The sequence below is a fragment of the Methylobacterium sp. FW102-HT35C08 genome, assembly GCF_058790235.1.
The window spans coordinates 4665724-4690000 of record NZ_JBYTCL010000002.1 but is presented as its reverse complement, the minus strand read 5'-3'; the positions used below and the strand labels follow the sequence as shown (position 1 = coordinate 4690000).

The window sequence follows — 24277 nt, the reverse complement described above, 5'->3', positions numbered from 1 at the left end:
CCGTGATCTCGCGGGCGAGGGCGTGCTCCGGTATGCGGGAGATACCGGGCATCGATGGGATCGGTGTGACATCGTCCAGCGCCTCTTCGACGAAGATCGGGGCGATGAGATCGTCGGCTGAGAGGTGGGTCTCGCGGACGAGGCGGCGCGTGATCGGCGATCGGCGGAGCCGGCGCTGTCGCCGCTGCGGGAAGCCGGCTTTCATCGCTCGGCTCCGAGAGAAACCGCCGAAGTCCCGCTGGCGGGAGCCGCCGCTGCGCGCGCGGTCGTGACGAGACCGATGCCGGCCGCGATCAGCAGGCCGCCGAGACTCTGATGCCACGACACCCGCTCGCCCTGCAGGACGAACGCGATCACGGCCGCGAAGAGGGGGCACAGGAACAGAAAACCGCTGGTGCGAACCGCTCCACCTCGCCGCAGGGCCGCGAACCACAGGCCCATCGCGCCCGTCGAGGCGGGAATCGCGAGCCACAGGAAGCAGAGCCACGCCGTCGGGCTGGCCGGCAGGGAGAACGGGTCTCCGCGGATCAGGGCGACGAGCGCGAGACCCGCCGTCCCGAACACCATCTGCCAGAAGGCCAGAACCCAGGCATCGATGGACAGGTTGAAGCGCTGCGAGGCGATGGTCGCCAGAGCCCAGCACGTCGACCCGAGCATCACCAGGACTTCACCCCGGCCGATGGCGCCGGTGAGCACCGTCTCCACGCCGATGCAGAGCACGACCCCCACGAAGGACAATGCGAGACCTGCCCAGCCCTGCCGGCGCACGGGCTCGTCGAGCAGGACGCCCGCCAGGAGCGCGACCAGCAACGGATTGCTGGCCATCAGGATGGCCGCAATCGGCGCCGTGCTAGAGGTGAGCCCGATATTGAGAAACGCCATGACGCCCGTCGTCTGCAGCAGGCCGATCAGGGCAAGGTGCAGCCACGGCATGCGCGAACTCGACCGACGGTTCGGGTGCAGGAGGCGGGGGAGCAGAACCGGCACCAGCGAGAGTGCAGCGACGAAGAAGCGGAGCGTCGCCAGCCACAGCGGCTGGACGTCACGAAGAACGGCCTTCGTGGCCACGAAGGACGATCCCTGGAGAAAGGTCGACAGCAGCACCAGGCACAGGAAGGTATTGGGCGGCTTGTCGCGCGGCATGAACGCAGACTAGGCGGAGCCACACCGGCCTGCGTCGCGGTTCCGGCCACTTGCTAGGCCGGATCGGACAAGGTCAGGCCCGCCTCGCCGGTCGGTCGGGAACGGTCTCGGTCACCGTAGCGGCTCGGCCGCGCGCCCATCATCTGCCGGAACATCGCCGCGAAGGCGCCGGGAGTCTCGTAGCCCAGATCGGCCGAGACGACGCCGACCGGCTCGCCGGCCGCCAGACGGGGCACGGCCGACAGGGCGCGCACCTGCTTCCGCCAGATCAGGAAGGTGCTCCCGAATTCGCGCCTGAACAGGCGCGCGAGCGTCCGCGACGAGGCGCCGACTTCCGCCGCCCATGCTTCCAGGTCGCGCCCGTCCCCGGGATCATCGATCAGGCTGCGGCAGATCCGGGCCAGGCGCCTGTCCTTCGGGATCGGGAGATGGAAGAGCCCGCCGGGCTCCCAGGCGATCTCGTAGGCAAGAAGGGCGACGATGCGCCTCTCGTGCTCGCTCGGCTCCCGGTCCAGCGGCATCCGGGCGACCCGGAGGATGAGTTCGCGCAGCAGGGCCGAGACCCGGACCAGGCGCGGTGCGTCCGGAAATGCGGCAGGACACGCGTCCGGGGCGACGTAGAGCGTCCGCAGGGAGACGTGGCAACGGGCAACCATCGCGTGGGCGATCCCGGCCGGCATCCAGAGGGCCCGCTGCGGTGGGAGCAGCCATAGTCCGTCCGCCGTCGTGACCTCCATGACGCCGGAGGTCGCGTAGATCAGCTGCGCGCGTCCATGGACATGCGGAGGGACGCGGGAGCTGGCTGGAAACTCCTTCGGCATCGCCGCGATACCATGCGGCGATGCTTCATAGTCCCGCGGGTCGGTGCTCTTGAGGTCCATGGTCCGGTTCTCTCCGCGCCAGGAGCCGCTGGACGAGGACCCTCCATTCCGAAGATCCCCGCGCGTCGATCATTTACAGACGGAGAATCGCGCGGGCCTCGGCCGGGCTCGCAATGTCGCGCCCGACGATCCTGGCGATGGTTACGACACGCGCGACAAGTTGTTCGTTGCTCGCCGCCAGCTCCCCGCGTGCAAAGTAGACGTTGTCCTCCAGGCCCGTCCTGACATGGCCGCCGAGAAGCAGGGTGTGCAGGTTGATCGGGAGTTGGGACCCTCCGATTGCCAAAGCGGACGACGCGCTGTCCCGCGGAATGCTCTCGGCGAAATGAAGCAGGGTCTTGCAGCTTGCCGACGCATCGCCGCGAATGCCGAGGGCGAACGCGAAAAGCGGCCGGCCTTGGATAAGACCTTCTGTAATCAGAAGATGAGCCTCCTGAATAACACCTTCGTGGTAGACTTCGATTTCGGGCTTAACGCCGAAGGCTTGCATCTCGGCTGCGAGAGCGCGAAAGGTCTCCGGAGGGTTGATGAACGGCCTTCCTCCGTGATTGACAGAGCCGCAGTTGAACGAGGCGATCTCCGGCCTGAACGGGAGGTGATTCCAGGCCTGGGCGGGGCTTGTGTCTCTCGGGAGGTTCAGGCCGGATGTGCTGAGATTGATGATGATGTCGCACCGATCGCGGATCCGTTCGACGATCTCGCCGTATGTGCTGGCCTCGTAGCACGGCGTGCCGTCCGGATTTCGGGCGTAAATATGTGCGACGGCTGCTCCCGCATTCCAGCATGCGAAGACTGAGTCGGCGATTTCCTCCGGCGTATAGGGAAGGTTGGGGTTCTTTGAGCGATCCGTTACGCCGCCATTGACGGCAGCTGTAATGATGAGCTTGTCCACGCGACCTCCAGAAGCCGATGGCGACATCATCCGTGGCGGTGAGAGCCCTGACGACGATGAGCCGCGATCACAGAAGCCGCCCTAGGATAACGGTCCTGCCTCTGTCCGACGTCACGGTGTCGGACATCTTCGGCTTCAGAACGGACAAGCCAGGGTGAAAGCTTTGCTGCGGCACAGGGGCCTTGCGCACTTGCACTCCGCATCGGACGTCTGAGCCGGATGCTCGATGAGACCACTTCGCCGCAACCGCTGCCGCGTCTCGGGACATGCGACGCGAATTCAGCTCTGCGGCTGCGCAGACTATTGGACCACCGCGCATTCGTGCGGCCGAAGACCTTGGCACTAGCCGGTCTACCGTGTGTGAACCGGGTTTCTCAGGTTCAGCGGCCGGGCTTCCGGCCTCACCGCGCCCCGCTACTCCGCCGGCTCCGGCGCTCCGCCTTGCGGGTCGCGGTCTCGCGCAGGTGCTGCTCGATGGCGTCGTTGGCCCGCCCGCGCATGTGGCGGATGGCGTCCACGTCGTCGAAAGTCTCGGGGAAGCGCCGCGACAGCCACAGATAGGCGCTGGCGAGCTTCACGGTCCGCTCTTGGTAGTCGAGCTCGCCCGCGAGGTTGCCGCGCAAAGCCGGGACCGTGAGGCCGGTGGCCCGCGCCTGGCACCAGCGCTCCAGCAGGCCCATGGCGATCTCGTCGCGCCGGTCGATCGGGCAGACCGAGAAGGCGAACTTCTCCTCGATCGGCAGCCGTGCCCGGTCGACGATCCGGGCGACGTCGAGCACCTCCTCCAGGGCCGAGGGCTGGAACGGCGAGCCGGCGTAGAAGGTCGCCCGGGCGAAGTGGGTCAGCACCTCGTGCAGGCTGTGCGTGCGCATCTCCTCGGCCACCGAGCGGATCGCCCCGAGATCCGGGCGGACGAAGAAGCGCGTGTCGGCCGCCGGCGCCGTCGGGGCGCCCGAGAGGGCGGTGCGGATCGGCTCGGCGGCGTACGGGTCGGTCGCCGCCACGTAGCCGACATCCTGGTGGCCGTAGCGGCCGGCCCTGCCAGCGATCTGCCGGATCTCGGAATGGGTCAGCGCCCGCTCGGCGGTCCCGTCCCACTTGCGCACCGCCGAGAACACGATCCGCTTCAGCGGACCGAGGTTGAGCCCCATGCCGATCGCGTCGGTGGTGACCAGCACGTTGGCCTCGCCGGAGCGGAAACGGGCGGCCTCGGCCCGGCGGACCTCCGGCGACAGGGCGCCGTAGATCGTCGCCACCCGGTGCCCCCGGGCGACAAGGATCTCGCGGTTCTCGTGCACGGCCCGGCGGGAGAAGGCCACGACCGCATCGCCGGCCTCGACCTTCTCCAGGGGCACCGGCTCCTCCAGCAGCAGGAGCGGCGACTTGCGGGTGAAGGGGATCACCTCCAGGGACTCGTTGGCCGCCTCGGCGGCGCGGCGGACATAGGACAGCGCGTCGTCGGAGCCGCAGACGATCACGGTCTTGGCGGCGACGCCGAACAGCGCGTTGGTCCAGGCCCAGCCGCGGTCGGGGTCCGACAGCATCTGGATCTCGTCGATCACCGCCACGTCGATCGGCCGCGTCAGGTCGGCGGTCTCGATGGTGCGGGCGGTGTGGGTTGGGTTGGCCTCGCCCAGCACCTCCTCGCCGGTGATCATGCCGGCGCGCAGCCCCCGCTCGCGCAGGGTCTCGTAGTTCTCCAGTGCCAGGAGCCGGAGCGGCGCGAGGTAAGCCCCGGTCTCGGCCGCGGTCAGGTGCTGGAGCGCCGCGTAGGTCTTGCCGGAATTGGTCGGCCCCATGTGGAACAGGATTGTCCGGTTGAGGCGCCGGGCGGCGGTGAACCGCTCGATATAGGCGCCGAAGCCGACCTGATCGCGCAGGCGGCGCAGGCGCGAGCCCTCGCGCGCCACCGCCTTGGCGTGCCGACGCACCGGCGTGAGCGTGTCGTTGAGGCCGCGGGCGAGCTTCGGGCCGTAGGTGAAGACCCGGGACCGGAGCGAGCGGTCCATGTGGGCGATGTAGGCGGCGGCGTCCGCCCCGACCTCGCGCAGGTCGACGAGGAGCTGCGCCCGCAGCTTGTCGACCGGCTTGTGCAGAGCACGGGTGGCCTGGAGCGCGGTCCGCGCCACGGCCTCGCGTAAGGGTTCCAGGCGATGGGCCGGGTCGTTCCGGGCGGCCATGCGGGCGAGGATCTCAGCCGCCTCCGGCTCGGGGGCCATTGATCCTCCCTCGGCTTCGCGGACACCTCTGATACGCTCATGCTGAGCGGGGAAGGTGTCGGATGGCAAAGACGAGACGAGAGTTCACGCCCGAGTTCAAACGCGAAGCGGTCGCCCTTCTGGAGAGCAGCGGCCGGCCGCAGATGCAGGTCGCGGCCGAGCTCGGGATCCAGCCCTCGATGTTGCGGCACTGGCGGGCCATGCTGAACGGGGCCTCACCCCCGCCGCGGCCGGCAGGATCGACGGGCGCCTCGCCACCAAGCCCGATCGCATCGCCGTCCGATCAGGCCGCCGAGATCGCCCGGCTGCGGCGAGAGCTCGACCGCACGCGCATGGAGCGCGACGTGCTAAAAAAAGCCATCGGCATCTTCGCGGAGATGCCCAAGTGACCTTCGCCTTCATCGAGCAGCATGCGCGGACCTGGCCGGTGCGTCTCATGTGCCGCGTGCTCGGAGTCTCACCCAGCGGCTTTTACGGTTGGCGGACACGGCCAGAGAGCGCCCGCTCGGCCTCCAACCGCCAGCTCCTGGACGACGTCCGGCGTATCCATGCCGCCCATCATCGGCGCTATGGTGCGCCGCGCGTGCATGCCGCCCTACGGGCCGAGGGCCGGTCCGTCAGCCGCGGGCGGGTGGAGCGCCTGATGCGCCAGCACGGCATCCGCGCTCTGGCGGAGCGTCGGTTCCGGCCCTGCACGACCGACAGCCGTCACGATCTCCCGATCGCCCCGAACCTCCTGAAGCAGAACTTCTCGGCCGCGCGGCCAAACAAGGTCTGGCTAGCCGACATCACCTACCTGCCAACCGGCGAGGGCTGGCTGTACCTGGCCGCCGTCCTCGATCTGGCCACGCGCAAGATCGTCGGCTGGTCGATGCGCGATCATATGCGCACCGAGCTGAGCGTGGCTGCACTGATGATGGCCGCCCAGCGGCAGCGACCGGCCGCCGGGCTCATCTGCCACTCGGATCGCGGCAGCCAGTACGCAGCCGAGGCCTACCGGAAGCAGCTCGCCGCCATGGGGGCGAGGCCGTCGATGAGCCGCACGGCTTGCTGCTACGATAACGCCCCGATGGAGAGCTTCTTCCACACGCTCAAGGTCGAACTCGTCCATCAGCGACGATGGGCAACCCGGGACGACGCCCGACGCGACCTGTTCGCTTACATCGAGGGCTACTACAATCGGCAACGCATCCATTCGGCACTCGGCTATCTCACGCCCGAGCAAGCCGAGAGGACCGCGAGCTAATCTCCCCGTGTCTGCGAAATCAGGGGAGGATCACCATGTCGAGCCGCAGGTCCAGGCGGCCGTTGTCGAGGAGCGGGATCTCGGTCCGGATCAGCCAGGTGATGCGGTGGTCCTTGGTGACCACGGCCCGGAGAGAAGGGATCGCCTTCCGGATCGCCGGAATGCCGGTCTCCGCGAAGGCCCGGGCCGCCTGCATCTCGCGGAGCGCGCGGGCGACGCGCTCGTCCTCCACCTCGGCGCCGTAATCGGGCAGCTCGAGATGGGCGAGCAGCCGGTCGAGATCGACCGCGTCCGGGGACAGGCCGAGCCGGCCTACGGATTCGATCAGGCTCTCGATCGTCGGGCGGAGACGCTTGCGCGCCATGCGGTCACCTTCGGCAGAAGCGTCTCACGCAAACCCTGACGCGGTCGGGGGCGTTCCGGATCCGATCCATGCGCGGAACCGCGCCCGGACGCCACTCCGAAACCGTCCTTGCGAGCGCAGCGAAGCAAGCCAGCAGCGCCACGGGCCCCAACGTTGCGCGACACTGGGTTGCTTCGCTGCGCTCGCAAAGACGGGATCTCACGGTTGCCGGGCCGCCTCGGCGAGCCAGCCGCAGAAGGCCCGCACCGCCGGATCCTCCGCCCGGGGCTCCGGGACGTAGGTGTAGTAGCTCCGTGCCAGCAGAGACGGGCCCGCGAAGGGCAGGGTCAGGCGGCCGGCCGCGACGTCGTCGGCGATCAGCCGCTCGGGCCCCATGGCGACCCCGAGCCCGTCGAGGGCGGCCTGCAGGGTCAGGTAGAAGTGCTCCAGCGTCACCGTGGCCTGCGGCGCCAGGTCCGGGATGCCCGCCGCGCGCAGCCAGTCCGGCCAGACCCGCGGAAGCGTTGCCGCGTGCAGCAGCGTGTGCTGCCGGAGCTGCTCGGGCCGTTCGAGCGGGAGCCGCCGCAGCAGGGCGGGGCTGCAGACCGGGATGCGCCGCTCGGACAGGAACGGCTCCGCGCGATGGCCCGGGCGCTGATCCGGACCGCCGCGAATGGCGACATCGAACGGGTCCGCGAGCTGCGCCAGGGGGACGTTCGAGGTCGTCAGCCGCACCTCGATCGACGGGTTGGCCCTCTGGAAACCGGACAGGCGCGGGATCAGCCAGCGGAGGGTGAAGGTGGCGAGCGCATTCACGTGCAGCAGGCGCGGCCGGCCGCGCTCGGCCTGGCGGGCCGTGGCCAGGGCGATGCGGTCGAGGGCGGCGCCGATCTCGGTGGCGTAGGCGCTGCCCGCCTCGGTGAGGACCACGCGCCGGTTGTGGCGCTCGAACAGCGGCAGCCCGAGCCAGCCTTCCAGCATCTGCACGTGCCGGCTGACCGCGCCGTGGGTGACCCGCAGCTCGTCGGCCGCACGCGTGAAGCTGCCGTGCCGGGCGGCCGCTTCGAAGGCCTTCAGAGCGTTCAGCGGCGGCAGGCGGCGATGCACAGGTCAGGTTTCCTCACGCGTGCGTCAGCATAAGTCGTTTGTCAGCCACGGACCAGGCGGCCATCCTGTGACGGAACCACGAAGGATGGCTGGATGTCCGTCGCGTCCGATCTGACCGCGTCTTCAGAACCCGTGTCCCTTCCGGATGCCCGGCGCACGCTGGTGGCCACCGGGGTCAACCACGCCCTGCACGACGGCTACACGGACCTGATCTACGTGCTGCTGCCGGTCTGGCAGGCGGAGTTCGGCCTCGACTACGTGGCCCTGGCGTTCCTGCGCTCGCTCTACAACGGAGCGCTGGCGGCGCTGCAGATGCCGGCGAGCCGACTCGCCCAGGCGTGGGGCGCCCGCACCGTGCTGGTGCTCGGCACATTGCTCAGCGCGGCCGGCTATGCGATCGCCGGCGCCTCGGGCGGACTCGTCGGGCTCGGGATCGGCCTCCTGCTCGGCGGCGCCGGCAGCAGCACCCAGCATCCTCTGGCTTCCGCGGTGATCGCCCGGGCCTACGGTCCCGGGGCACGGGGCCCGCTCGGCACCTACAACTTCACCGGCGACCTCGGGAAGGCGGCGGTCCCGCCCGTGGTCGGCCTCCTGCTGACCCTGACGGGCTGGCGGCACGCGCTCTGGGTGATCGCCGGGGCGGGAATCGTGGTCGCGCTGGCGGTCGGGCGGCTTCTGCCGCGTGAGCCCGAGTCACGCGGCGTGCGGGCCGCAGCGAAGCCGGCGACGCCCCGGGCTCCCGGCGGATCGAGCAGCGGCACCGGCTTCCGGCTGCTCGTCGCCATCGGCATGCTCGACAACGCCGCCCGGCCGGCCTTCCTGCTCTACCTGCCGTTCCTGCTGCAGGAGAAGGGCGCGGCGCTGACCACGGTGGGCCTCGCCCTGTCCCTGGTCTTCGTCGGCGGCGCGCTGGGCAAGGCGGTCTGCGGGCGCCTCGGGGCGCATCTCGGCGTGACCCGGACCGTGATCCTCACCGAGACCGGGACGGCGCTGGCGATCCTGGCGGTGATCGTCCTGCCGCTGGCCCCTGGGCTGATCCTGCTGCCGCTGCTCGGCGTGATGCTGAACGGCACCTCCTCGGTGCTCTACGGCACGGTGCCGGAACTGGCCCCGGGCGGCCGCGTCGAGCGGGCCTTCGCGGTGTTCTACACCTGGACGCTCGGCGGCAGCGCGCTGGCAGCGCCGCTGCTCTACGGCCGGCTCGGCGACGCGGCCGGCCCGCACTGGGCGGCGGTGGCGGCGGCCGGGACGGCGCTCGCCGTTGTGCCGCTGATGCTGGCCCTGGCGCCGCGTCTCGGGACGGAGCGGCAACGGGCTTGAGGCCCGGGATCCGCGTCTACGAGACCGCGCCTCAGACCGACAAACCCGTCAGGCCGGGCTCGCCCGCGGCGCCCCGGAACGACGGCGCGCGTTCCCTCCGGATACGGCGTCAGAGGCAGCCCAGGGTGCTGACCCGGACGGCCTCCGACCGGCCGTCCACCGCGATGTCGCGGATCGCCTCCGGCGTGACGCGCGCCGCCCGGTAGACCGCCTCCGACACCACGGCCACGCAGCCCAGGGTCTTGGTCAGGCCCTGCAGCCGGGACGCGACGTTGACGGTGTCGCCGAGCGCGGTGAAGCGGGCGTCGGTCGCGTCCCCCATCTCGCCGACGATCGCGGGGCCGGCATGCACGCCGACGCCGTAGCGCAGGATGTGCTCCAGATCCTCCGCCAGCAGCCGGTTCAAGGTCTCGACGGCGTCGGCGATGCCGTCGATCGCCCTCAGCGCGTCCCGGGCCGCCTGCTCGGGCTCGGTCTCCAGGCCGAACAAGGCCAGGAGCCCGTCGCCGAGGAACTGGTTGGTCGAGCCGCCGGCCTCCCGCACGGCGTCGCCGACCGCGCTGAGGAAGCGGTTGATGATGAACACCGTGTCGTAGGGCAGACGCTCCTCGGCGAGCCGGGTCGAGCCGCGCAGGTCGACGAACATCGCCACGATGAAGCGCTCCTCGCCGGACTGTGCCCGGTCGAGCAGGTCCGCCTGGCGCATCCGCGGCTGCGGCGGCAGCAGCGGCACCACCGCCATGTCGGTCTCCGGCCGGAACTGGCAGGCGAGGCGCACCCCCGGACCGGCCGCGATGCGCTCCAGCACCGCCCGCTCGGTGCGGCCGGGCGCCGGCGCGCCGTCGCTGCCGTCCGTCACCCGGATCCGACAGGTCGAGCACCGGCCGCGGCCGCCGCAGACGCTGGCATGGGGAATCCGGTTGCGCCGGCTCGCCTCCAGGACGCTGGTGCCGCGGGGCACCCGGACCACCCGCCCGTCGGGGTAGCTGAGCCGGATCGTCCCGCGCTTGACTTCCGCGAAGGTGCGCGCGCCCCGCGCCGCGATCACCGCGCCCAGGAGAGCCGCGTAGGTCAGGAGCATCCGATCCCGGATGCCGGCGAGCCGCGCCACCTGATCGGGCAGCCCGACATGGACGGGCTTGAGCGCCTCCGCGCGCCAGGCCGGGTCCTGCGCCAGGGCCAGGATCATCCGGCCGCTCTGCGCGAAGCCCAGCAGCGCCAGGACCGGCACCAGGACCGCCAGCGCCAGCAGCCAGGGCGCCGCGCGCGCGAAGGCGGGCTTCAGCCGGAGCCAGAAATACAGCCCCGTGCAGCCGTGGATCCAGGCGACGACCAGGACGGCGACCTGCATCAGGCCGAGCGGCGGCGACGCCACCCAGAAGGCGTAGAGTTCCTGCGCATAGCCCTTGTCGAGCCCCTCGGTGGCGAAGGAGATCCGGGTCCCGACGATGTGGCTGATCAGCAGCGGCGGGATCAGCAGGCCGGAGACGAGCTGCAGGGCCTCGGAGGGCCGCCAGCGGAAGAAGCGGGCGGCGTAGAGCGCCTGGAGCCCGAGGAGCAGGTGGACCAGGAGCGCGCCGTAGAGCAGCGTCAGCCCGAGCGGGTTGAGCCAGAGCGCGGAGGCGAGGCTGAGCCCGTCCTCCATGGCGTCCAGGGAGATGTTGCCCAGTGCGTGATTGCTCAGATGGGTGAGCACGTAGGCGAACAGGATCAGGCCGCTCGCCAGCCGCAGGCGGCGCAGGGTCAGGGGCGACCGGGACCGCGCGGTCGGCGTGGCCGGCCGGGCCTTCGCGGAATCCTCGGTGAGCTGTCGCGTCGCGATCGAGGCTGTGCGCATCGTGCTGGGAGATCCGATCGGATCGGCCGTGGGCCCGCAATTCGCCGACCCTGGTACCAGCAAGACTTCCGGCGCGTCCGATTTATTTCTCTCGGGGCCCTGTTTGCCGGCCGATATCGGCCGCCGATCCGGTCTCGCCCGCGAAGGCGGCCCGGAACTCGTCGGCGAGGGCATCCGGCCGGTCGATGTAGCGGGCCGAGTGGTGGAACGGCACCGCCCGCCGCGCGCCCGCCGCCCGGGCCAGCGTCCCGGCGCGGGCGGCGGTGAGGTGCCGGGTCCGCGTCCCGGCTGCCCGGTCGGCCTCCAGGAACACCGCCTCGATGAACAGCTCGTCCGCGCCCGCCGCCAGGGTGAGGATCCGCGCGGCGTTCTCCGGCGTGTCGGCCGTGTCGGTGACGTAGGCGACCTTCTGGCCAGGCCCGATGCGGAACACCCCCGCGCCGAGGTCGCCGAGGGGCAGGGTCCGGTCCTCGCTCACCGGCACGGGGGTCTCGGGCGGCAGACCCCGGCGGGCGGCTTGCTTCGCCGCCCCGAGCCAGGGGCCGGGCGCGAGGCCGAGCCGCTCCAGCGCCCCCTGCCAGACATTCACCCGCACCGGCTCGGTCAGCGCGAAGGCGAGCGACGGGATGCCGTGATCGAGTTCCGCCGCCTCGATCCGGAACGCCTCCTCGGCGAGCACCCGCCCGGGCCCGAGCTCCGACGGCGGCATCGGGCGCGTCGCGAACTGCTCCCGGGACCGGAACGCCGCCCCGCGCGCGAGATGGCCGTCGACGAACTCCTCGACCTGGATGCGGAAGTCCGGCGAGTGGGAGCCGAGCAGGTTCCAGGTATAGGCGTGCAGCCGGTTGGCGGCCCGGTCGATGAGGCCCTCCGGCCCCACGAGGCGTAGGGGCTGCGGACGATGCAGGCACACCCGCAGCAGGCGATCGAAGCCGGCAAAATGATCCATGTGGGCGTGCGAGACGAAGACGTCGCTCACCCGCATCAGCTCCCGGGCCGAGAGCGCCGCGACGTCCCCGAGATCGAACAGCAGGGCCCGGCGCGTATAGCGGAAATCGAGGTAGAGGCCCGGATCCGAGAACGGGTCGTTGACGAGGCGGGCTTGGACGAGGTGGCTCACGCCCGTCAACGCACCGCGCGGCGTCGCCGTTCGGCGCGGCGTTCCTCGGCCCTATTCTGGGCCAGCCGCCTGGGCCCGCCAGCCGCCCGTGTCACCGGGCCGCGTCGAGTGCCGACAGGACTTCGCTGGCGGCCCGCAGCCCGGATTCGTAGGCGCCGCGCACTGTGGTGAAGGCATCGGGGGAGGTCGCCTCGCCGGCGAAGAACAGGCGGCCCTCCACCGGCGCCGCCAGGATCGCGCGCTGGCCGGCCGCGCCAGGCCGGGCATACGCGTAGGAGCCGCGCACCGACGGGTCCCGACCCCAGCGCGTCACGGTGAGGCCGGATGCCCGCCGGCGGAACGCCGCGCCCAGCAGCCCGGCCAGCTCGTCGAGGGCGAAGGCGGCCGCTGCCGCGTCGCCGGCGCGCTCCAAGTCCCGGGCGAGGGCGCCGCCGAAATACCCCTCGATCACCGGCCGGCCGAAGGGGCGCAGGTGGTAGGCGCCCGTGCGTGCGCTGCGCGGGTTGCCGATCAGGTGCCCGTCCGCCGGCAGCGCCTCGGGCGCGGCGAGGTGCAGGAAGACCTTGTTGGCGAGCCCGAGCGGCAGATCCTGCGCGGCCGCGACCTTGTCGGGCAGCGCCGGCGCGAAGCGGAGCCCGCCCTCCGCCAGGACGTTGGTCGAGACCGTCACAATGACGGCACCGGCCTGGAGCGTGCCGCGCGGGGTCTCCAGCCGGACCGGGCCGGCCACGCCATGATCGATCCGGGTCACCGGCGTGCCGAGCGTCACCGGCAAGCCGGCGCCGTACGCCGCCACCGCGCGCCCGTAGCCGTCCGCCACCCGCCAGTCCGATCCGTGGACACGGTAGCGGGCGGAATCGTGAAGCGAGAGGTCCGCGAGTTCGGCACCACTCACGTAGCCGCTCACCGCGTCGAGGAGCGGGTTCCACGGATTGCCCGGTTCGAGGAGGGCGGCGAGGGGGCGGTCCACCGGATCCCGCGCCGCTGCCGCCTGCCGCGCCGCGAAGGCCTCGGCGGCCGCCGCGTAGGCCGTCTGGTCCTCCGGGGGGAATCCGAGATCGCGGTACTGCACGTCCCAGGGGGCGGGGGTGCGGTCGACCCGCAGGCCGAGCGCCTCGGCGATCGGCAGCCAGGGGTTGCTCTCGGCGCCGTGCAGCCAGCCGCAGCCGAGGTCGAGGGGCGCGCCGATCGCGGGGGGCACGATCGTGCGGGCCCGCCCGCCGGTACGCTCCGCCGCCTCGAGCACGCGGATCCGCAATTCCGGCCGCCGCTCGGACAGCCGGCGCGCCGCGGCGAGGCCCGCGGCGCCCGCGCCCACGATGGCGACATCCGCCGTCTCGGAAGTGCTCAGGTCTCGACGCCTCCCCGGCGCGCGATCGTGTCCAGGTGGTGGGTTCAACCCGAGGGACGCGGTGCGGGTTGCCGGATCGGGAGGCCGCTTCCTCCCGTCTCGATCATCACCTCCCCATCCCGGGGCCGCGCGGCGGGGTCCGGACCCGGAGAGGCACGCCGGAGGCGGGCAATCCAGGGCCGCCGGCGCGCCAAGGTCTTGCACGCTCTGCGTTTCCGGGTTCCGGGCGCTCCTGCGGCGCCCCGGAACGACGGGACGGGTGCGCGGGTTGCGGGATCGAGCAGCCCGACCCGGAGAGCCGATGCTGGACACGTATTTCGCCCGGAGCGCCGCCGCGGTGGCGCCCGACCTGATCGGTGCCGGGCTGTTCGTCGGGGAGACCGGCGGCATCATCGTCGAGACCGAGGCCTACGACCGCACCGACCCGGCCTCGCACAGCTTCGCCGGTCCCACGCGGCGCAATGCCAGCATGTTCGGACCGCCCGCCCACGTCTACGTCTACCGCTCCTACGGGATGCACTGGTGCCTGAACCTCGTCTGCGAGCCCGGCAGCGCGGTGCTGATCCGGGCGATCGAGCCGACCCAGGGGCTCGCCGCCATGCAGGCGCGCCGGGGCACGGCGGAGCCGCGGCTGCTCTGCGCCGGCCCCGGCCGCCTCGCCCAGGCGCTCGGCATCACCGGCGCGATGGACGGAGCGCCCCTCGCGCAGGCGCCGTTCCGCTTCGAGCCCCGCACGGGGGCGGCCGAATTGGTGAGCGACCGGCGCATCGGGATCACGCGCGCCGCCGAGACGCCCTGGCGCTTCCTCCTCGCCGGCTCCCGGTTCGTCAGCCGGCCGGCCCGGCGGGCCATATCCGGGACGCCCTTTCCACCCTGACTCCGGGACGATCCATGCTTCGGACGTCACGCCGGCGGCAGCCCGAAGCTCCGGCGGCGTATCCGCCGCCGCAGATCTGTCTTCGCGCAGCGGAGAGGCCGTGCTGGTCCTGTCGAAGCCGCGGGAACTTGGGCCCGCAGCCGAGGTTCCCCGGTCGTGGATGATGGAGCCGCTGCATGCTGGCGATGAACTACCGTGGGCCCTACCGCGTGCGCGTCGATCGCAAGCCGGTCCCCGTGTGCGAGCATGTTGAGGATGCGGTCATCCGGGTTACGCGGACCTGCATCTGCGGGTCTGATCTTCACCTGTACCATGGAATGGTGCCAGATACGCGCGTCGGCATGACGTTCGGCCACGAATTCACGGGCGTTGTTGAGGAAGTCGGCTCCGGCGTGACCAACCTCGCCGTCGGCGACCACGTGCTGGTCCCGTTCAACATCGCCTGCGGCCGCTGCCACTTCTGCAAGCAGGGGCTGTTCGGCAACTGCCACGAGGCGAACGCGCAGGCGACCGCCGTCGGCGGCATCTACGGCTACTCGCACACCGCCGGCGGCTACGATGGCGGCCAGGCCGAGTACGTCCGGGTGCCCTACGCCGATGTCGGCCCGTGCAAGATCCCCAAGACGATGGACCTCGACGACGCGGTGCTCCTCACCGACGTGGTGCCGACCGGCTATCAGGCGGCCGAGATGGGCGGGATTCAGCGCGGCGACACCGTCGTGGTCTTCGGCGCCGGACCGGTCGGCATCATGGCGGCACGCTGCGCGTGGCTGTTCGGGGCCGGCCGGGTGATCGTCATCGACCATGTCGAGTACCGGCTCGACTTCGCGCGCCGCTACTGTCCCGCCGAGGTCTACAATTTCCGCTCGATCGGGGATCCCGTGGTCTTCCTGAAGAAGACCACCGATTCCCTCGGGGCCGACGTCTGCATCGACGCGGTCGGCGGCGATGCCGCGGGGAGCGCCCTGCACACCCTGATGGGGACCAAGCTGAAGCTCGAGGGCGGCTCGGCCGTGGCGCTCCACTGGGCGATCAACTCGGTCAAGAAGGGTGGGATCGTCTCGATCGTCGGGGTCTACGGGCCGACCGGCAACCTGATCCCGATCGGCAATGTCCTGAACAAGGGCATCACCATCCGGGCCAACCAGGCCTCGGTGAAGCGCCTGCTGCCGAAGCTGATCGCCCATATCGAGGCGGGCCGCCTGAACCCCAAGGAACTGATCACCCACAAGGTGCCCCTCGAGGAGGCCGCGGATGCCTACCACCTCTTCTCGGCCAAGCTCGATGACTGCATCAAGCCGGTCCTCGTCCCCCCGACGGCACGCGCGTGAGGAGAGGGCGATGAGAAACCGTCCGATCGATCCGTCGACGGTCCCGGGCTGGGGCGTCGACGCGGATCCGCAGAACGATCCGACCTACCCGATGCGCGACATCACGCGCGACGACAGCCGGGGCATGAACTGGACGCGCCCGCCGCAGCAGCGGGCGCGCGTCGAGGTCCTCACCTCGATCGAGTACAACGCCCGGCCGGCGGTTGTCGGCACGTCGACCCCGCCGCGCGGCGTGAGCGGCGTCATCCGCCGGCAGGCGTTCCGCTACAGCGAGTCCCAGTGGGCACATTGGCTGATGCTGATGGCGGCCGACCGAGTGAACGTCGTCGAGGGTGTGGTCGACGACCTCGCGCGGGGCCGCGTGCCCAACGTCCCGGCCGAGATGGGTGCCCGGGCCGAGCTGGCCCACAACCGGTCCGGGCTAGCGGGCAAGCTCGCGCTCACCGGCGCGGCGATCGGGCTCGGGATCCTGGTCGCGCGCCTGGCCCGGGCCGAGCGCTAGAGCCGTTCCGGCCAGCGGTCCTGCAGCAGCGTGCGGATCCGGTCGCGGACGGCCTCTGCGACCGGGTTGTAGACGATCAGGCCGAGATCGGGCCGGCCGTCGACCGCGAAGGCCGAGTATTCCAGCTCGATCCAGCCCAGGACGGGGTGCCGGAGCCGCTTGACCCCGTCCCCGTGCGCGTGGACGTCGTTCTCGCGCCACAGGGCGGCGAAGTCCGGGCTGGTCCGGCAGAGTTCGCCCACCAGCGCGCCGACCTCCGACACGGCGCCGGCCCGGGCCGCGTCCGCCCGGAACGCGCCGACCACGACCCGGGCCACGCTTTCCCAATCGTGCTGCGCCGCCCGCACGCGCGGGTCGCCGAACATGCGGCGCAGGATGTTGCGCTCACCGGGCGGGACGGTGGCCCAGTCGGTCAGCACCACGGCGGCGGCCGGGTTCCAGGCGACGACGTCCCAGGTCGCGGTCTTGACCAGCGCCGGGCTGGTCTCGAGCGTGTCGAGCAGCCGCTGCAGCCGCGGCGTGATCCCCGCGGCCGGCCTGTAGCGGACCTCCGGCGGTCGGCCGAGAGCCAGCATGAAGATGTGCTCGCGTTCGGGCTCGGTCAGCATCAGCCCGGTGGCGATGCGGTTCAGCACGTCCGCCGAGGGCGCGCCGCCGCGCCCCTGCTCCAGCCACGTGTACCAGGTCGCGCTGATATTCGCGCGCTGGGCGACCTCCTCGCGGCGCAGGCCCGGCGTGCGCCGCCGCCCGGCGAAGCCGAGGGCGGCCGGATCGAGCTTGGCGCGCCGATCCCGCAGGTATGTGCCCAGACGCGTCTCGGAACCAGCCGGCATCGCGATCCTGTTAGCCATTATACCCGTATACGATCACGACTTTAACAGGATGGACCGCGCACCGACACTGGGGCTCCCCCAGGTCAACGGACGCGATCCATGCGCATCTTCCTCACCGGCGCCACCGGCTTCATCGGCTCGGCCCTGATCCCGGAGCTCCAGGCGGCCGGGCATCAGGTCGTCGGCTTCACCCGGTCCGACGCCGGGGCCCGGAGGCTCGCCGAGGCCGGGGTCGAGCCGCTCCGGGGCGACCTCACCGACCTCGACCGCCTGCGCGACGGCGCCGCCCGGGCCGACGGCGTGATCCACACCGCCTTCGACCACGACGATTTCACGAACTTCGTGGCCAATTGCGAGAAGGACCGGCGCGCCATCGCGGCGCTCGGTGAGGCCCTGAAGGGGTCGGACCGGCCCCTGGTCATCACCTCGGGGACCGGGATCGGCTGCCCCGCGCCGGGCGTGCCGGCGACCGAGGACGTCTTCAACACCGCGCACCCGAACCCCCGCATCGCCTCCGAGCTGGCGGGGGCGGCCCTGTCGGAGGCGGGGGTCAACGTCTCGGTGATGCGCCTCCCGCAGGTCCACGACACGGTCAAGCAGGGGCTCGTCACCTACCTGATCGACCTGGCCCGCCGGAGCGGCGTGTCCGCCTATCTCGGGGACGGGGCCAACCGCTGGGCGGCGGGGCCGGTCTACGACGTGGCGCGCCTCTACCGGCTGGCCCTGGAGGCGGGCGAGCCCGGCGCGCGCTACCACGCGGTCGCCGAGGAGGGGGTCCCGGCCCACGCCATCGCGGCGGTGATCGGGCGGGGTCTCGGGGTGTCGGTCGTCAGCCTGCCGCCCGAGGAGGCCGGTCATTTCGGATGGCTCGCCGCCTTCGTCGGCCTCGACATGCCGGCCATAAGCGACTGGACGCGGGCCAAGCTCGGCTGGGCGCCGACCGGGCCGGGGCTGATCTCGGATCTCGAGCGGATGGATTACGGCACGGTGCGGGTTTAGAGCGCCGGGCAAAACCGCGATGAGGGGGTTGGGCGGGTCTGGACGCCCGCGGACCCGACGACCTCCGGGCGGTGGTCGAGCCGCTTCTGCCATCCGAGGCTGAGAAGCCGAAAGCCGGTCGGCCGCGCGCCTCGGGCCGGGCGGCGCTGCGGGGCATCGAGAGCCGCCAGCATCTCCGCCGCCATCGCTGGATCGTGGAGCGCACCCTGGCTTGGCTCGCTTCTACCGACTGACCATCCGCTACGAGCGACGCACCGACCAATCCCAGGTGCCTTGCCGCTCGCGAAGATGCTTGAACCTTTCGCGCGCACGGTGCGGCATACCGGCCGCACGGCTGGAATTCTAATCCAGATGAGATCGCCGCCTGGCGATGTGTGTCATAGCCCGGAGTATTCGCGGTTTCTAAGCCAGGCATGTCCGCGATTGAGAGCCCTCAGCTCCCGCCTTCAACGGCGGAGGAGCTCGTGCCGCGTTACTACTTCAACATCTACGACGGCGTCAGCGTGCTTGACGATACGGGCACAGAACTTTCGGACTGGCGTGAAGCCCGCGTGGAAGCTGTTCGCTTGGCGGGTGAGATTTTTAGAGACAACGCCCAGACCATCGCGTTGGGGGAGGACTGGTACATCGAGGTAACGGACGAGCGGCAGCTCGTGCTGTTCCGCTTCGACTTCATCTCTCATGAGGCTCCGGTGCTCGCGAGCCAGCGCCGAACGCCGATCAAGCCGTCTTAGCTCTCGGCTCTCCTCACCGGTCGGGTTGGGAGGGGAGCGCGCGCCGAGCCATGGGGCGCATGACCAGATGTGCGCATGGGTGAATGTCGGAAGGCTTTGGGTTGGGCACGATGACCCGATGACGGACTGGAACGACCTCACACCTATTGAACAACGCCAACGCGTCGCCGAGCAGATGCGGATCTCGCGGGGCCACGATTGGATGGTCAGGAGCCATACCGTCGAGGCCCTGACACTATCCCGAGAACTTCTGGCCGTTCCGGTGTACAGCTGGCCGAACCGAGAAGCGGTAGGCGCCCACGACGAACAGCAGGCGCTTGATCTCGGCCGTCAGAATCGTGGGTGCTCGATCCCACGTCGCACGAAGTGACCCGTCCGCGAGCGGATGCGGCCCCCGATTAGGCTCCTCAGCCGAACGTAGGGTATTGGGATCACCAGCCGGTCCCTGACCCGTAGGCTCTGGTGGCTGAGAGAGACGTGTGCTCCCGCCTGCATCGCGCGGAGCGCCGTGATGGCTGACCTCACTGACAATTCGCGTTCTCGTGGCGAGTACGGCGATGCTCTCATCCGGATCACCCGGAATGCCAGTCTGGCCGGTTATGACGCAGCGCTCATCCAAAACGCCGTGCGAGCAATCAAGCGCTCGCGCGAACTGCTTGAGGCGACCAAGTATCAGGTTCGTCCGCCAGCAGATCCTGTTCGACGTTCGAACGCAGATGCTCTCAAGGAGCCAGCCCCGTAAGCCCGCAGGCGGTTAGGATCGTCACCGGCACCGTGAGGCCCCGTAGTCAGCCCGTGCTGCCGATCTGCGGGGGCAAGCCGACGATTTCGACGCGTGTTGACGGGGATCGCGAAAGCGGACCGGCCGACATCCACACCGCGCTGACGTTGCCGGGCAGATGACGAGGGGCCGCTTTCATGCATTGCCGCCCGAAAGCGGACTGTCTGAAAACCACCCATCCGAGACACTCGGGCATGATTGGCCCCAGCAGGATATGGCCGGAAGCGGTAGGTCTGCTCCCAATGAGGCTCGCCGCCATAGCGGACAGGATCCTATAGATCCAACAGGGTCAGCGGTGCTTATCCGAGCCGTGTCCAGGATCTAACAATCAGGGTTGTCCCGGTCTGGACATACGATTGGACGCCGGATCTTCGCGCCAGGAATCAAGTGAGGTCGCCAAACGCGGTCGAATCCGGAATCCCGGCCAGCGCCTGCTCGCTGAGGCCCAGGCCGAGTCGGGGAATATCGAGACCCCGATGCGCCTGCCCTTGAGCGCAGGTGCTCGTTGAACAGCGGCACGAGCCAGTCGAAATGCTTGACCCGGAACTGTCGCTGCGCCGCGACACGGGGCGCTGGCTTGCCAACACCCGTATGCGGACACTCTACCGTGTCACGATCTGCCGCGGCGGCGAGCGTGATGTTTACGAAGCAGAAATATTTCGACAGACGTTCCGAGCACCGGTTTCCCATGTCCGATCAGACGGCGCGCGGCGTTTAAGCCTGTAGCGGGGCCAAAATTCCTTTCCCGTCAGCGTAGTCGGTGGCCAGAACCGTCGGCTCAATAGCCAAGGTTGCGGGCCGGACTGGTCGCAACTCTCTGGGAGTCTATCCATCATCGCGTATAGCAGCCAATACTACACACCGACGGCATCGGTGGCGTGAGTAAATCTATTCTGGAAACCACAACTTGCTATCCCCGCAAGAATGTATCTAGACACGCTAAAATCGGCTGGACATCGTTTTAGAGATTGGTTATCAGGCGGTTAACCCAAGCCGAATTCTGGCTTGGAGTCGGCTCAGATTCGTCAATAAATGCACTTAATAGTTTTTATCAGTATCGCCGCACCTGTGCGCTTTGCAGCGCACGGGGCATGTAGTGCTGCGCGTTTTCAGTCAGAATAGCCACATTAATTACAGTCTTTAGCGCAGAGGCCTTGTGGTAAATAAACGAAATTCCCCGGCGAAAACTGCTTAGGGAAAATTTTATGACTAGACGGCTTATGGGTATCAGTTAATAAACGCCTAAGGTTCTGGCGGAGACTGATGTCCCAAAATGGAACCTGACGCGGCGCATGAAGACGACGCGTCCAGCGAATTCGGGCTGTCGAAGGGAACTACATTCCATGAAAAAGCATATTCTCGGCCTGTCGATGAGCGTGGCCGCCTGCGCGATCGCGGCTTCGGCCTACGCCGACAACAACCGCGCCTACACCAGCCAGGACGGCACCGGTGCCCGCAACACTATCACGCTGAGCCAGAACGATGACGGCGGCGTGCTGTCTGAGACCAATGGCGGCGGCAACAATACGGTCGGCAAGGACGGTACAGCGTTCCAGCAGAGCGGCGGCGGCAACAACCTGACCGTCAGCCAGACCGGCAGCTACAACAGGCTGGGCGATGCCGTGCAGGGCCTGCAGCGCGGCGACGGCAACAGTGCCAACATTCTCCAGGCTGGCAAGAGCGGCACGGTCGAGCTTCAGCAGCGCGGCAACAGCAACGGCAAGTCCGCCTCAGGTTCGGTTCTGAGCGGCAAGAACGGCGTGGCTTCGGGCAGCGACCGGATTACCCAGAACGACGCGTCCAACAACGGCACTATCGACCTGCGCCAGACGCTCTCGACCAACGGCGAGTTCAACCTGCAGCAGAGCGGCAGCTACAACACGCAGACGGTGCGGCAGGCGGGCCGCGGCAACCAGGTGGTTACCGGTCAGGACTCCAACACGAGCAACAGCTCCATCACGGTTGGTCAGATCGGCACCTCCTCCGGTAAGCCCAACCTCGTCACCGCGACGCAGTCGAACACCTCCTCCAGCACCATCGAGGCGACGCAGGTCGGCTCGGGCAACAATGCCACGCTCAATCAGAATGGCGCGAGCAACAACAGTTCGATCAAGACCGTTCAGGGCGGTACCGACAACACTGTCGTCGGCACGCAAAACATTGGCGTTTCCAGCAGCTCTCTTTCGTTCGGTCAGCTCGGCTCTGGCAACTATGCCTACGGCGCGCAATTCCTGAGCGTGAACAACGGCAAGCTCTCGGTCAACCAAGTTGGCAGCGACAACAACGCTCGTACCGGTCAGCAGTACTCTGCGGGTGATACGCTCACGCTGAATCAGCTGGGCAACAGCAACGTCGCCTCCCTCACGCAGGTTGAGGGCAACGACAACACGATGACCGTGAATCAGTTCGGATCCTCCAGCGAGGCGCTTGTCCGCCAGCATAATGGTGGCCGCAATACCGCGACTGTGACCCAGAACAGAGGCACCGGGAACTACGCAGGCCTGGAGCAGACGGGCTCCAGAAATACGGCCACGTCGACGCAGAGCGGACGCGGGAGCAACACGCTCAGCGGTCCGGGCGCGGCTTGGGACGTCTACGCTCAGACGCTCACAGGCGCTCAGGTTGCCACTCGCCCGGCTGCGCTTCAGAGCGGCGACGAGAACATTCTGACCAACACCCAGAACGGTTCGAATCTCTTCGCTTCGGTGAGCCAGCGCCATAATAACAATGAGCTGACCAATAATCAGACTGGCGCGTATGCCAATCTCACCTCGGACCAGAACGGCAACAACAACACGATCACCAACACGCAGAATGGTACCGGCACCGGCACCGCCACTGGCATCTTCGCAACCCTGACGCAGACCGGTGATTGGAACACGATCAAGGGTTCTCAGAATGGATCCAGTGACAACGCAACCGTTCAGCAGCTGACCAGCTACAACAAGGCCACTTATTCGCAGACCGGCCACAACAGCACCCTGAATGCGATCCAGCAGGGCGGTAACTCGAACACCCTGACGAGCACGCAGGGTGATATGGCGATGCTGATCTCGACCCAGACCGGCGCCAACAACACCATCACGTCCACGCAGAACGGGTCCGGCCTCATCGGCGTGTCCGCGACGCTGACCCAGACCGGCAACTGGAACACGATCACCGGCACCCAGTCTGGCAACGACAACCGCGCTACTGTGGACCAGATCGGCAACGACAACCGCGCAACCTACTCCCAGTCTGGCTCGGGCAACGTCGCGAGCCTGACCCAGATCGCCAGCAACAACACCGTGGTCAGCACCCAGTCCGGCATGAACAACACGATCACCGCCCGGCAGCGCTAAGCCTCTCGCCCGCGAAGCGGACGAGCACCACGAGGCGAGTGAGGGCCGCGCTGCACAGCGCGGCCCTCATCCGTTACTGTAGCCGTGAGGTCACATCATGCCTGTAATGTCTGCGATCGAACCCCCGGCAATTCGCTGTGAGTTGACTCGGCAAGTAACGGCCGGCACGGTCTCCCTGACAGGATTGGTCTTCACGACAGATCCGAGACCAGGTACCTACCAGCTACGCGTCGTGAAAACCGGACCATCAGGATCCTCAGTGCTCAACCAGGGGGGCGCCTTCGAGACCGTCCCACCTCAGGCGAGCGCGGTAGGACATCTGACTTTCAGCGTCGAGGTCGGGGCGAACTACAAGGCGCATCTGCGGGTGACGTCAGGCGAGATCAGCGCTGAATGCGAGGACAGTCATGATCGACTTTAGGAAGGTGGCCGCTGCTCCCCCGGTCGTCCTGATCCTGCTCGCAGCGGTCTGGGCCTCTCCGGCGGTAGCGCAAGCTGTGATGACTCCCGAAGCGCAGATGGTCAGGCCAGCCCAGGAATACGCGGTGATCGGCCGCGAAACGATACCGATCCCGCTCCTCTCGGTCGGCGGCAACCAGGCCTCGATCACCCAGTCGGGTCAGTCCAATACGCTGAACCTCGACCAGCAGGGCCGCTCCGTCGCGACGACGCAGCAGGTCGGCTCCTCCAACGCGGCGACCGTGGCGATGCGTGGCGACCAGAACGTCCTGTTCCTCGTCCAGAACGGCTCCGGTAACGCGGCCGCCGTCGCAACGAGCGGCCCCAACACCGTCGGCGTCCAGCAGAACGGGGACAACAATCGGACCGACATCACGCTCAAAGGTCAGGGTGCCGCGGTCATGAGCCAGCAGAACGGCTCCAACCTGAGCAACGCGATCACCCAGAGCGGAACCGGCAAGCCGGTGACTGTCGTCCAGAGCCGATAAGCTTGATCTGAAAAGGGATTGAGGATGCGCACCACGCTTATCGCTGCCTCGGCGCTGCTCGCACTCGCCGCCTCCGGGGCGCAGGCCGGCAACCTGATCTATCAGCCGGTCAATCCGGCCTTCGGAGGCAGCCCGCTGAACGGGTCGTGGCTGCAATCCGAAGCCACGGCGCAGAATTTCTACCAGCGCGAAGAGCAGCGTCGAAATGCGATCCAGAGCGCGCTCCAGCAGCAGACGACGCAGCAGAGCCCCGGGCAGCTCTTCGCCCAGCAACTGCAGTCCCAGCTCTACAGCTCACTCGCCAACAAGATCACCTCGGCCATCTTCGGCGAGAACGCGCAGAACAGCGGCAATTTCAGCTTCCAGGGCACGAACATCTCTTTCCAGCGCATTGGCGCGAATGTGCAGGTCACGATCAACGATGGCCAAACAGTCACGCAGGTCACCGTTCCGTCGGGGCCATGATAAAGTTT

24 protein-coding genes and 1 pseudogene (1 of these 25 cut by a window edge) are annotated in these 24277 nt (G+C 68.9%); 14 read left to right on the top strand and 11 right to left on the bottom strand.

Annotated features, from left to right (window positions below):
* From hemB to AC3WSN_RS22210, 5 genes are all read right to left on the bottom strand, one after another.
* Positions 1–205 carry the 5' portion of a porphobilinogen synthase gene (gene hemB / locus AC3WSN_RS22230; RefSeq protein ID WP_492540910.1) on the bottom strand. It extends 782 nt beyond the left edge of the window, so 205 of the gene's 987 nt are visible here — the first part of the coding sequence; it begins with the start codon at positions 203–205; the stop codon falls past the left edge of the window.
* Positions 202–1143 (bottom strand): DMT family transporter, encoded by a 942-nt coding sequence (locus tag AC3WSN_RS22225; RefSeq protein ID WP_492540908.1) that lies wholly within the window; start codon positions 1141–1143, stop codon positions 202–204. Before AC3WSN_RS22225 ends, hemB begins: the two co-directional genes overlap by 4 nt.
* Positions 1144–1196: 53 nt before the next feature.
* Positions 1197–2024, bottom strand: coding sequence for an AraC family transcriptional regulator (locus AC3WSN_RS22220; protein WP_492540906.1), 828 nt, complete (start codon positions 2022–2024; stop codon positions 1197–1199).
* 73 nt (positions 2025–2097) lie between these two features.
* Positions 2098–2916: a beta-keto acid cleavage family enzyme gene (locus tag AC3WSN_RS22215; RefSeq protein ID WP_492540904.1), complete on the bottom strand. Its 819-nt coding sequence runs from the start codon at positions 2914–2916 to the stop codon at positions 2098–2100.
* A 401-nt stretch (positions 2917–3317) separates the two neighbouring features.
* Positions 3318–5135 (bottom strand): helicase-related protein, encoded by a 1818-nt coding sequence (locus tag AC3WSN_RS22210; protein WP_492540902.1) that lies wholly within the window; start codon positions 5133–5135, stop codon positions 3318–3320.
* Between the two features lie 62 nt (positions 5136–5197).
* Between AC3WSN_RS22210 and AC3WSN_RS22205 the strand changes: the two genes are divergently transcribed.
* Positions 5198–6381 (top strand): IS3 family transposase gene (locus tag AC3WSN_RS22205; RefSeq protein WP_492539415.1). Its coding sequence is split into 2 segments (ribosomal slippage): positions 5198–5495 and positions 5495–6381, totalling 1185 coding nucleotides; the frame shifts between segments, so codons are not numbered across the junction.
* A 19-nt stretch (positions 6382–6400) separates the two neighbouring features.
* Here AC3WSN_RS22205 and AC3WSN_RS22200 read toward each other — a convergent pair.
* Both AC3WSN_RS22200 and gcvA read right to left on the bottom strand, forming a co-directional pair.
* The gene (locus AC3WSN_RS22200; protein ID WP_492540900.1) at positions 6401–6745 is read right to left on the bottom strand and encodes a hypothetical protein; all 345 of its coding nucleotides are present in this window, start codon (positions 6743–6745) and stop codon (positions 6401–6403) included.
* Between the two features lie 198 nt (positions 6746–6943).
* The gene (gene gcvA / locus AC3WSN_RS22195) at positions 6944–7831 is read right to left on the bottom strand and encodes a transcriptional regulator GcvA (protein ID WP_492540898.1); all 888 of its coding nucleotides are present in this window, start codon (positions 7829–7831) and stop codon (positions 6944–6946) included.
* Positions 7832–7924: 93 nt separating this feature from the next.
* Here gcvA and AC3WSN_RS22190 point away from each other — a divergent pair, with 93 nt between their 5' ends.
* On the top strand, positions 7925–9151 hold the full coding sequence (locus tag AC3WSN_RS22190; protein ID WP_492540896.1) for an MFS transporter: 1227 nt from the start codon (positions 7925–7927) through the stop codon (positions 9149–9151).
* Positions 9152–9260: 109 nt separating this feature from the next.
* Here AC3WSN_RS22190 and AC3WSN_RS22185 read toward each other — a convergent pair whose 3' ends face one another.
* The 3 genes from AC3WSN_RS22185 to AC3WSN_RS22175 all read right to left on the bottom strand — a co-directional run bounded on the left by AC3WSN_RS22185 (position 9261) and on the right by AC3WSN_RS22175 (position 13507).
* Positions 9261–10988 (bottom strand): adenylate/guanylate cyclase domain-containing protein, encoded by a 1728-nt coding sequence (locus AC3WSN_RS22185; protein ID WP_492540894.1) that lies wholly within the window; start codon positions 10986–10988, stop codon positions 9261–9263.
* Between the two features lie 82 nt (positions 10989–11070).
* Positions 11071–12108: a ribonuclease Z gene (locus AC3WSN_RS22180; RefSeq protein ID WP_492540892.1), complete on the bottom strand. Its 1038-nt coding sequence runs from the start codon at positions 12106–12108 to the stop codon at positions 11071–11073.
* A 91-nt stretch (positions 12109–12199) separates the two neighbouring features.
* The gene (locus AC3WSN_RS22175) at positions 12200–13507 is read right to left on the bottom strand and encodes a flavin monoamine oxidase family protein (protein ID WP_492540890.1); all 1308 of its coding nucleotides are present in this window, start codon (positions 13505–13507) and stop codon (positions 12200–12202) included.
* A gap of 253 nt (positions 13508–13760) precedes the next feature.
* Here AC3WSN_RS22175 and AC3WSN_RS22170 point away from each other — a divergent pair, with 253 nt between their 5' ends.
* The 3 genes from AC3WSN_RS22170 (at position 13761) to AC3WSN_RS22160 (ending at position 16169) form a co-directional block, all read left to right on the top strand.
* Complete coding sequence (locus AC3WSN_RS22170; protein ID WP_492540888.1) at positions 13761–14336, top strand: DNA-3-methyladenine glycosylase; 576 nt, start codon at positions 13761–13763, stop codon at positions 14334–14336.
* 176 nt (positions 14337–14512) lie between these two features.
* Positions 14513–15667, top strand: coding sequence for a zinc-dependent alcohol dehydrogenase (locus tag AC3WSN_RS22165; RefSeq protein ID WP_192711102.1), 1155 nt, complete (start codon positions 14513–14515; stop codon positions 15665–15667).
* 10 nt (positions 15668–15677) lie between these two features.
* On the top strand, positions 15678–16169 hold the full coding sequence (locus AC3WSN_RS22160) for a hypothetical protein (protein WP_192711101.1): 492 nt from the start codon (positions 15678–15680) through the stop codon (positions 16167–16169).
* On the opposite strand, the gene AC3WSN_RS22155 is transcribed toward AC3WSN_RS22160, so the two are convergent.
* A complete protein-coding gene (locus tag AC3WSN_RS22155) occupies positions 16166–17002 on the bottom strand; it encodes a helix-turn-helix transcriptional regulator (RefSeq protein WP_492540885.1) in 837 nt (278 codons plus the stop codon). The genes AC3WSN_RS22160 and AC3WSN_RS22155 overlap by 4 nt on opposite strands.
* 99 nt (positions 17003–17101) lie before the next feature.
* Here AC3WSN_RS22155 and AC3WSN_RS22150 point away from each other — a divergent pair, with 99 nt between their 5' ends.
* The 9 genes and pseudogenes from AC3WSN_RS22150 (at position 17102) to AC3WSN_RS22110 (ending at position 24269) form a co-directional block, all read left to right on the top strand.
* Complete coding sequence (locus AC3WSN_RS22150) at positions 17102–18001, top strand: SDR family oxidoreductase (protein WP_492540883.1); 900 nt, start codon at positions 17102–17104, stop codon at positions 17999–18001.
* A gap of 137 nt (positions 18002–18138) precedes the next feature.
* Positions 18139–18260: pseudogene (locus AC3WSN_RS22145) on the top strand (IS5/IS1182 family transposase); the annotation flags it as partial.
* A 205-nt stretch (positions 18261–18465) separates the two neighbouring features.
* Positions 18466–18735 carry a DUF6894 family protein gene (locus tag AC3WSN_RS22140; RefSeq protein ID WP_492540881.1) on the top strand — a complete coding sequence of 90 codons (270 nt, stop codon included), beginning with the start codon at positions 18466–18468 and terminating at the stop codon, positions 18733–18735.
* Between the two features lie 118 nt (positions 18736–18853).
* A complete protein-coding gene (locus tag AC3WSN_RS22135; protein ID WP_192711097.1) occupies positions 18854–19105 on the top strand; it encodes a hypothetical protein in 252 nt (83 codons plus the stop codon).
* A gap of 141 nt (positions 19106–19246) precedes the next feature.
* Entirely contained in the window at positions 19247–19477 is a 231-nt protein-coding gene (locus AC3WSN_RS22130) for a hypothetical protein (RefSeq protein ID WP_492540879.1), read from the top strand.
* 1382 nt (positions 19478–20859) lie between these two features.
* Positions 20860–22857 (top strand): beta strand repeat-containing protein, encoded by a 1998-nt coding sequence (locus AC3WSN_RS22125; protein WP_492540877.1) that lies wholly within the window; start codon positions 20860–20862, stop codon positions 22855–22857.
* A 97-nt stretch (positions 22858–22954) separates the two neighbouring features.
* The gene (gene csgH, locus AC3WSN_RS22120) at positions 22955–23278 is read left to right on the top strand and encodes a curli-like amyloid fiber formation chaperone CsgH (protein ID WP_492540875.1); all 324 of its coding nucleotides are present in this window, start codon (positions 22955–22957) and stop codon (positions 23276–23278) included.
* On the top strand, positions 23265–23804 hold the full coding sequence (locus AC3WSN_RS22115) for a hypothetical protein (protein ID WP_492540873.1): 540 nt from the start codon (positions 23265–23267) through the stop codon (positions 23802–23804). Before csgH ends, AC3WSN_RS22115 begins: the two co-directional genes overlap by 14 nt.
* Before the next feature lie 24 nt (positions 23805–23828).
* Positions 23829–24269 (top strand): curli assembly protein CsgF, encoded by a 441-nt coding sequence (locus AC3WSN_RS22110; protein ID WP_492540871.1) that lies wholly within the window; start codon positions 23829–23831, stop codon positions 24267–24269.
* Positions 24270–24277 lie beyond the last annotated feature (8 nt).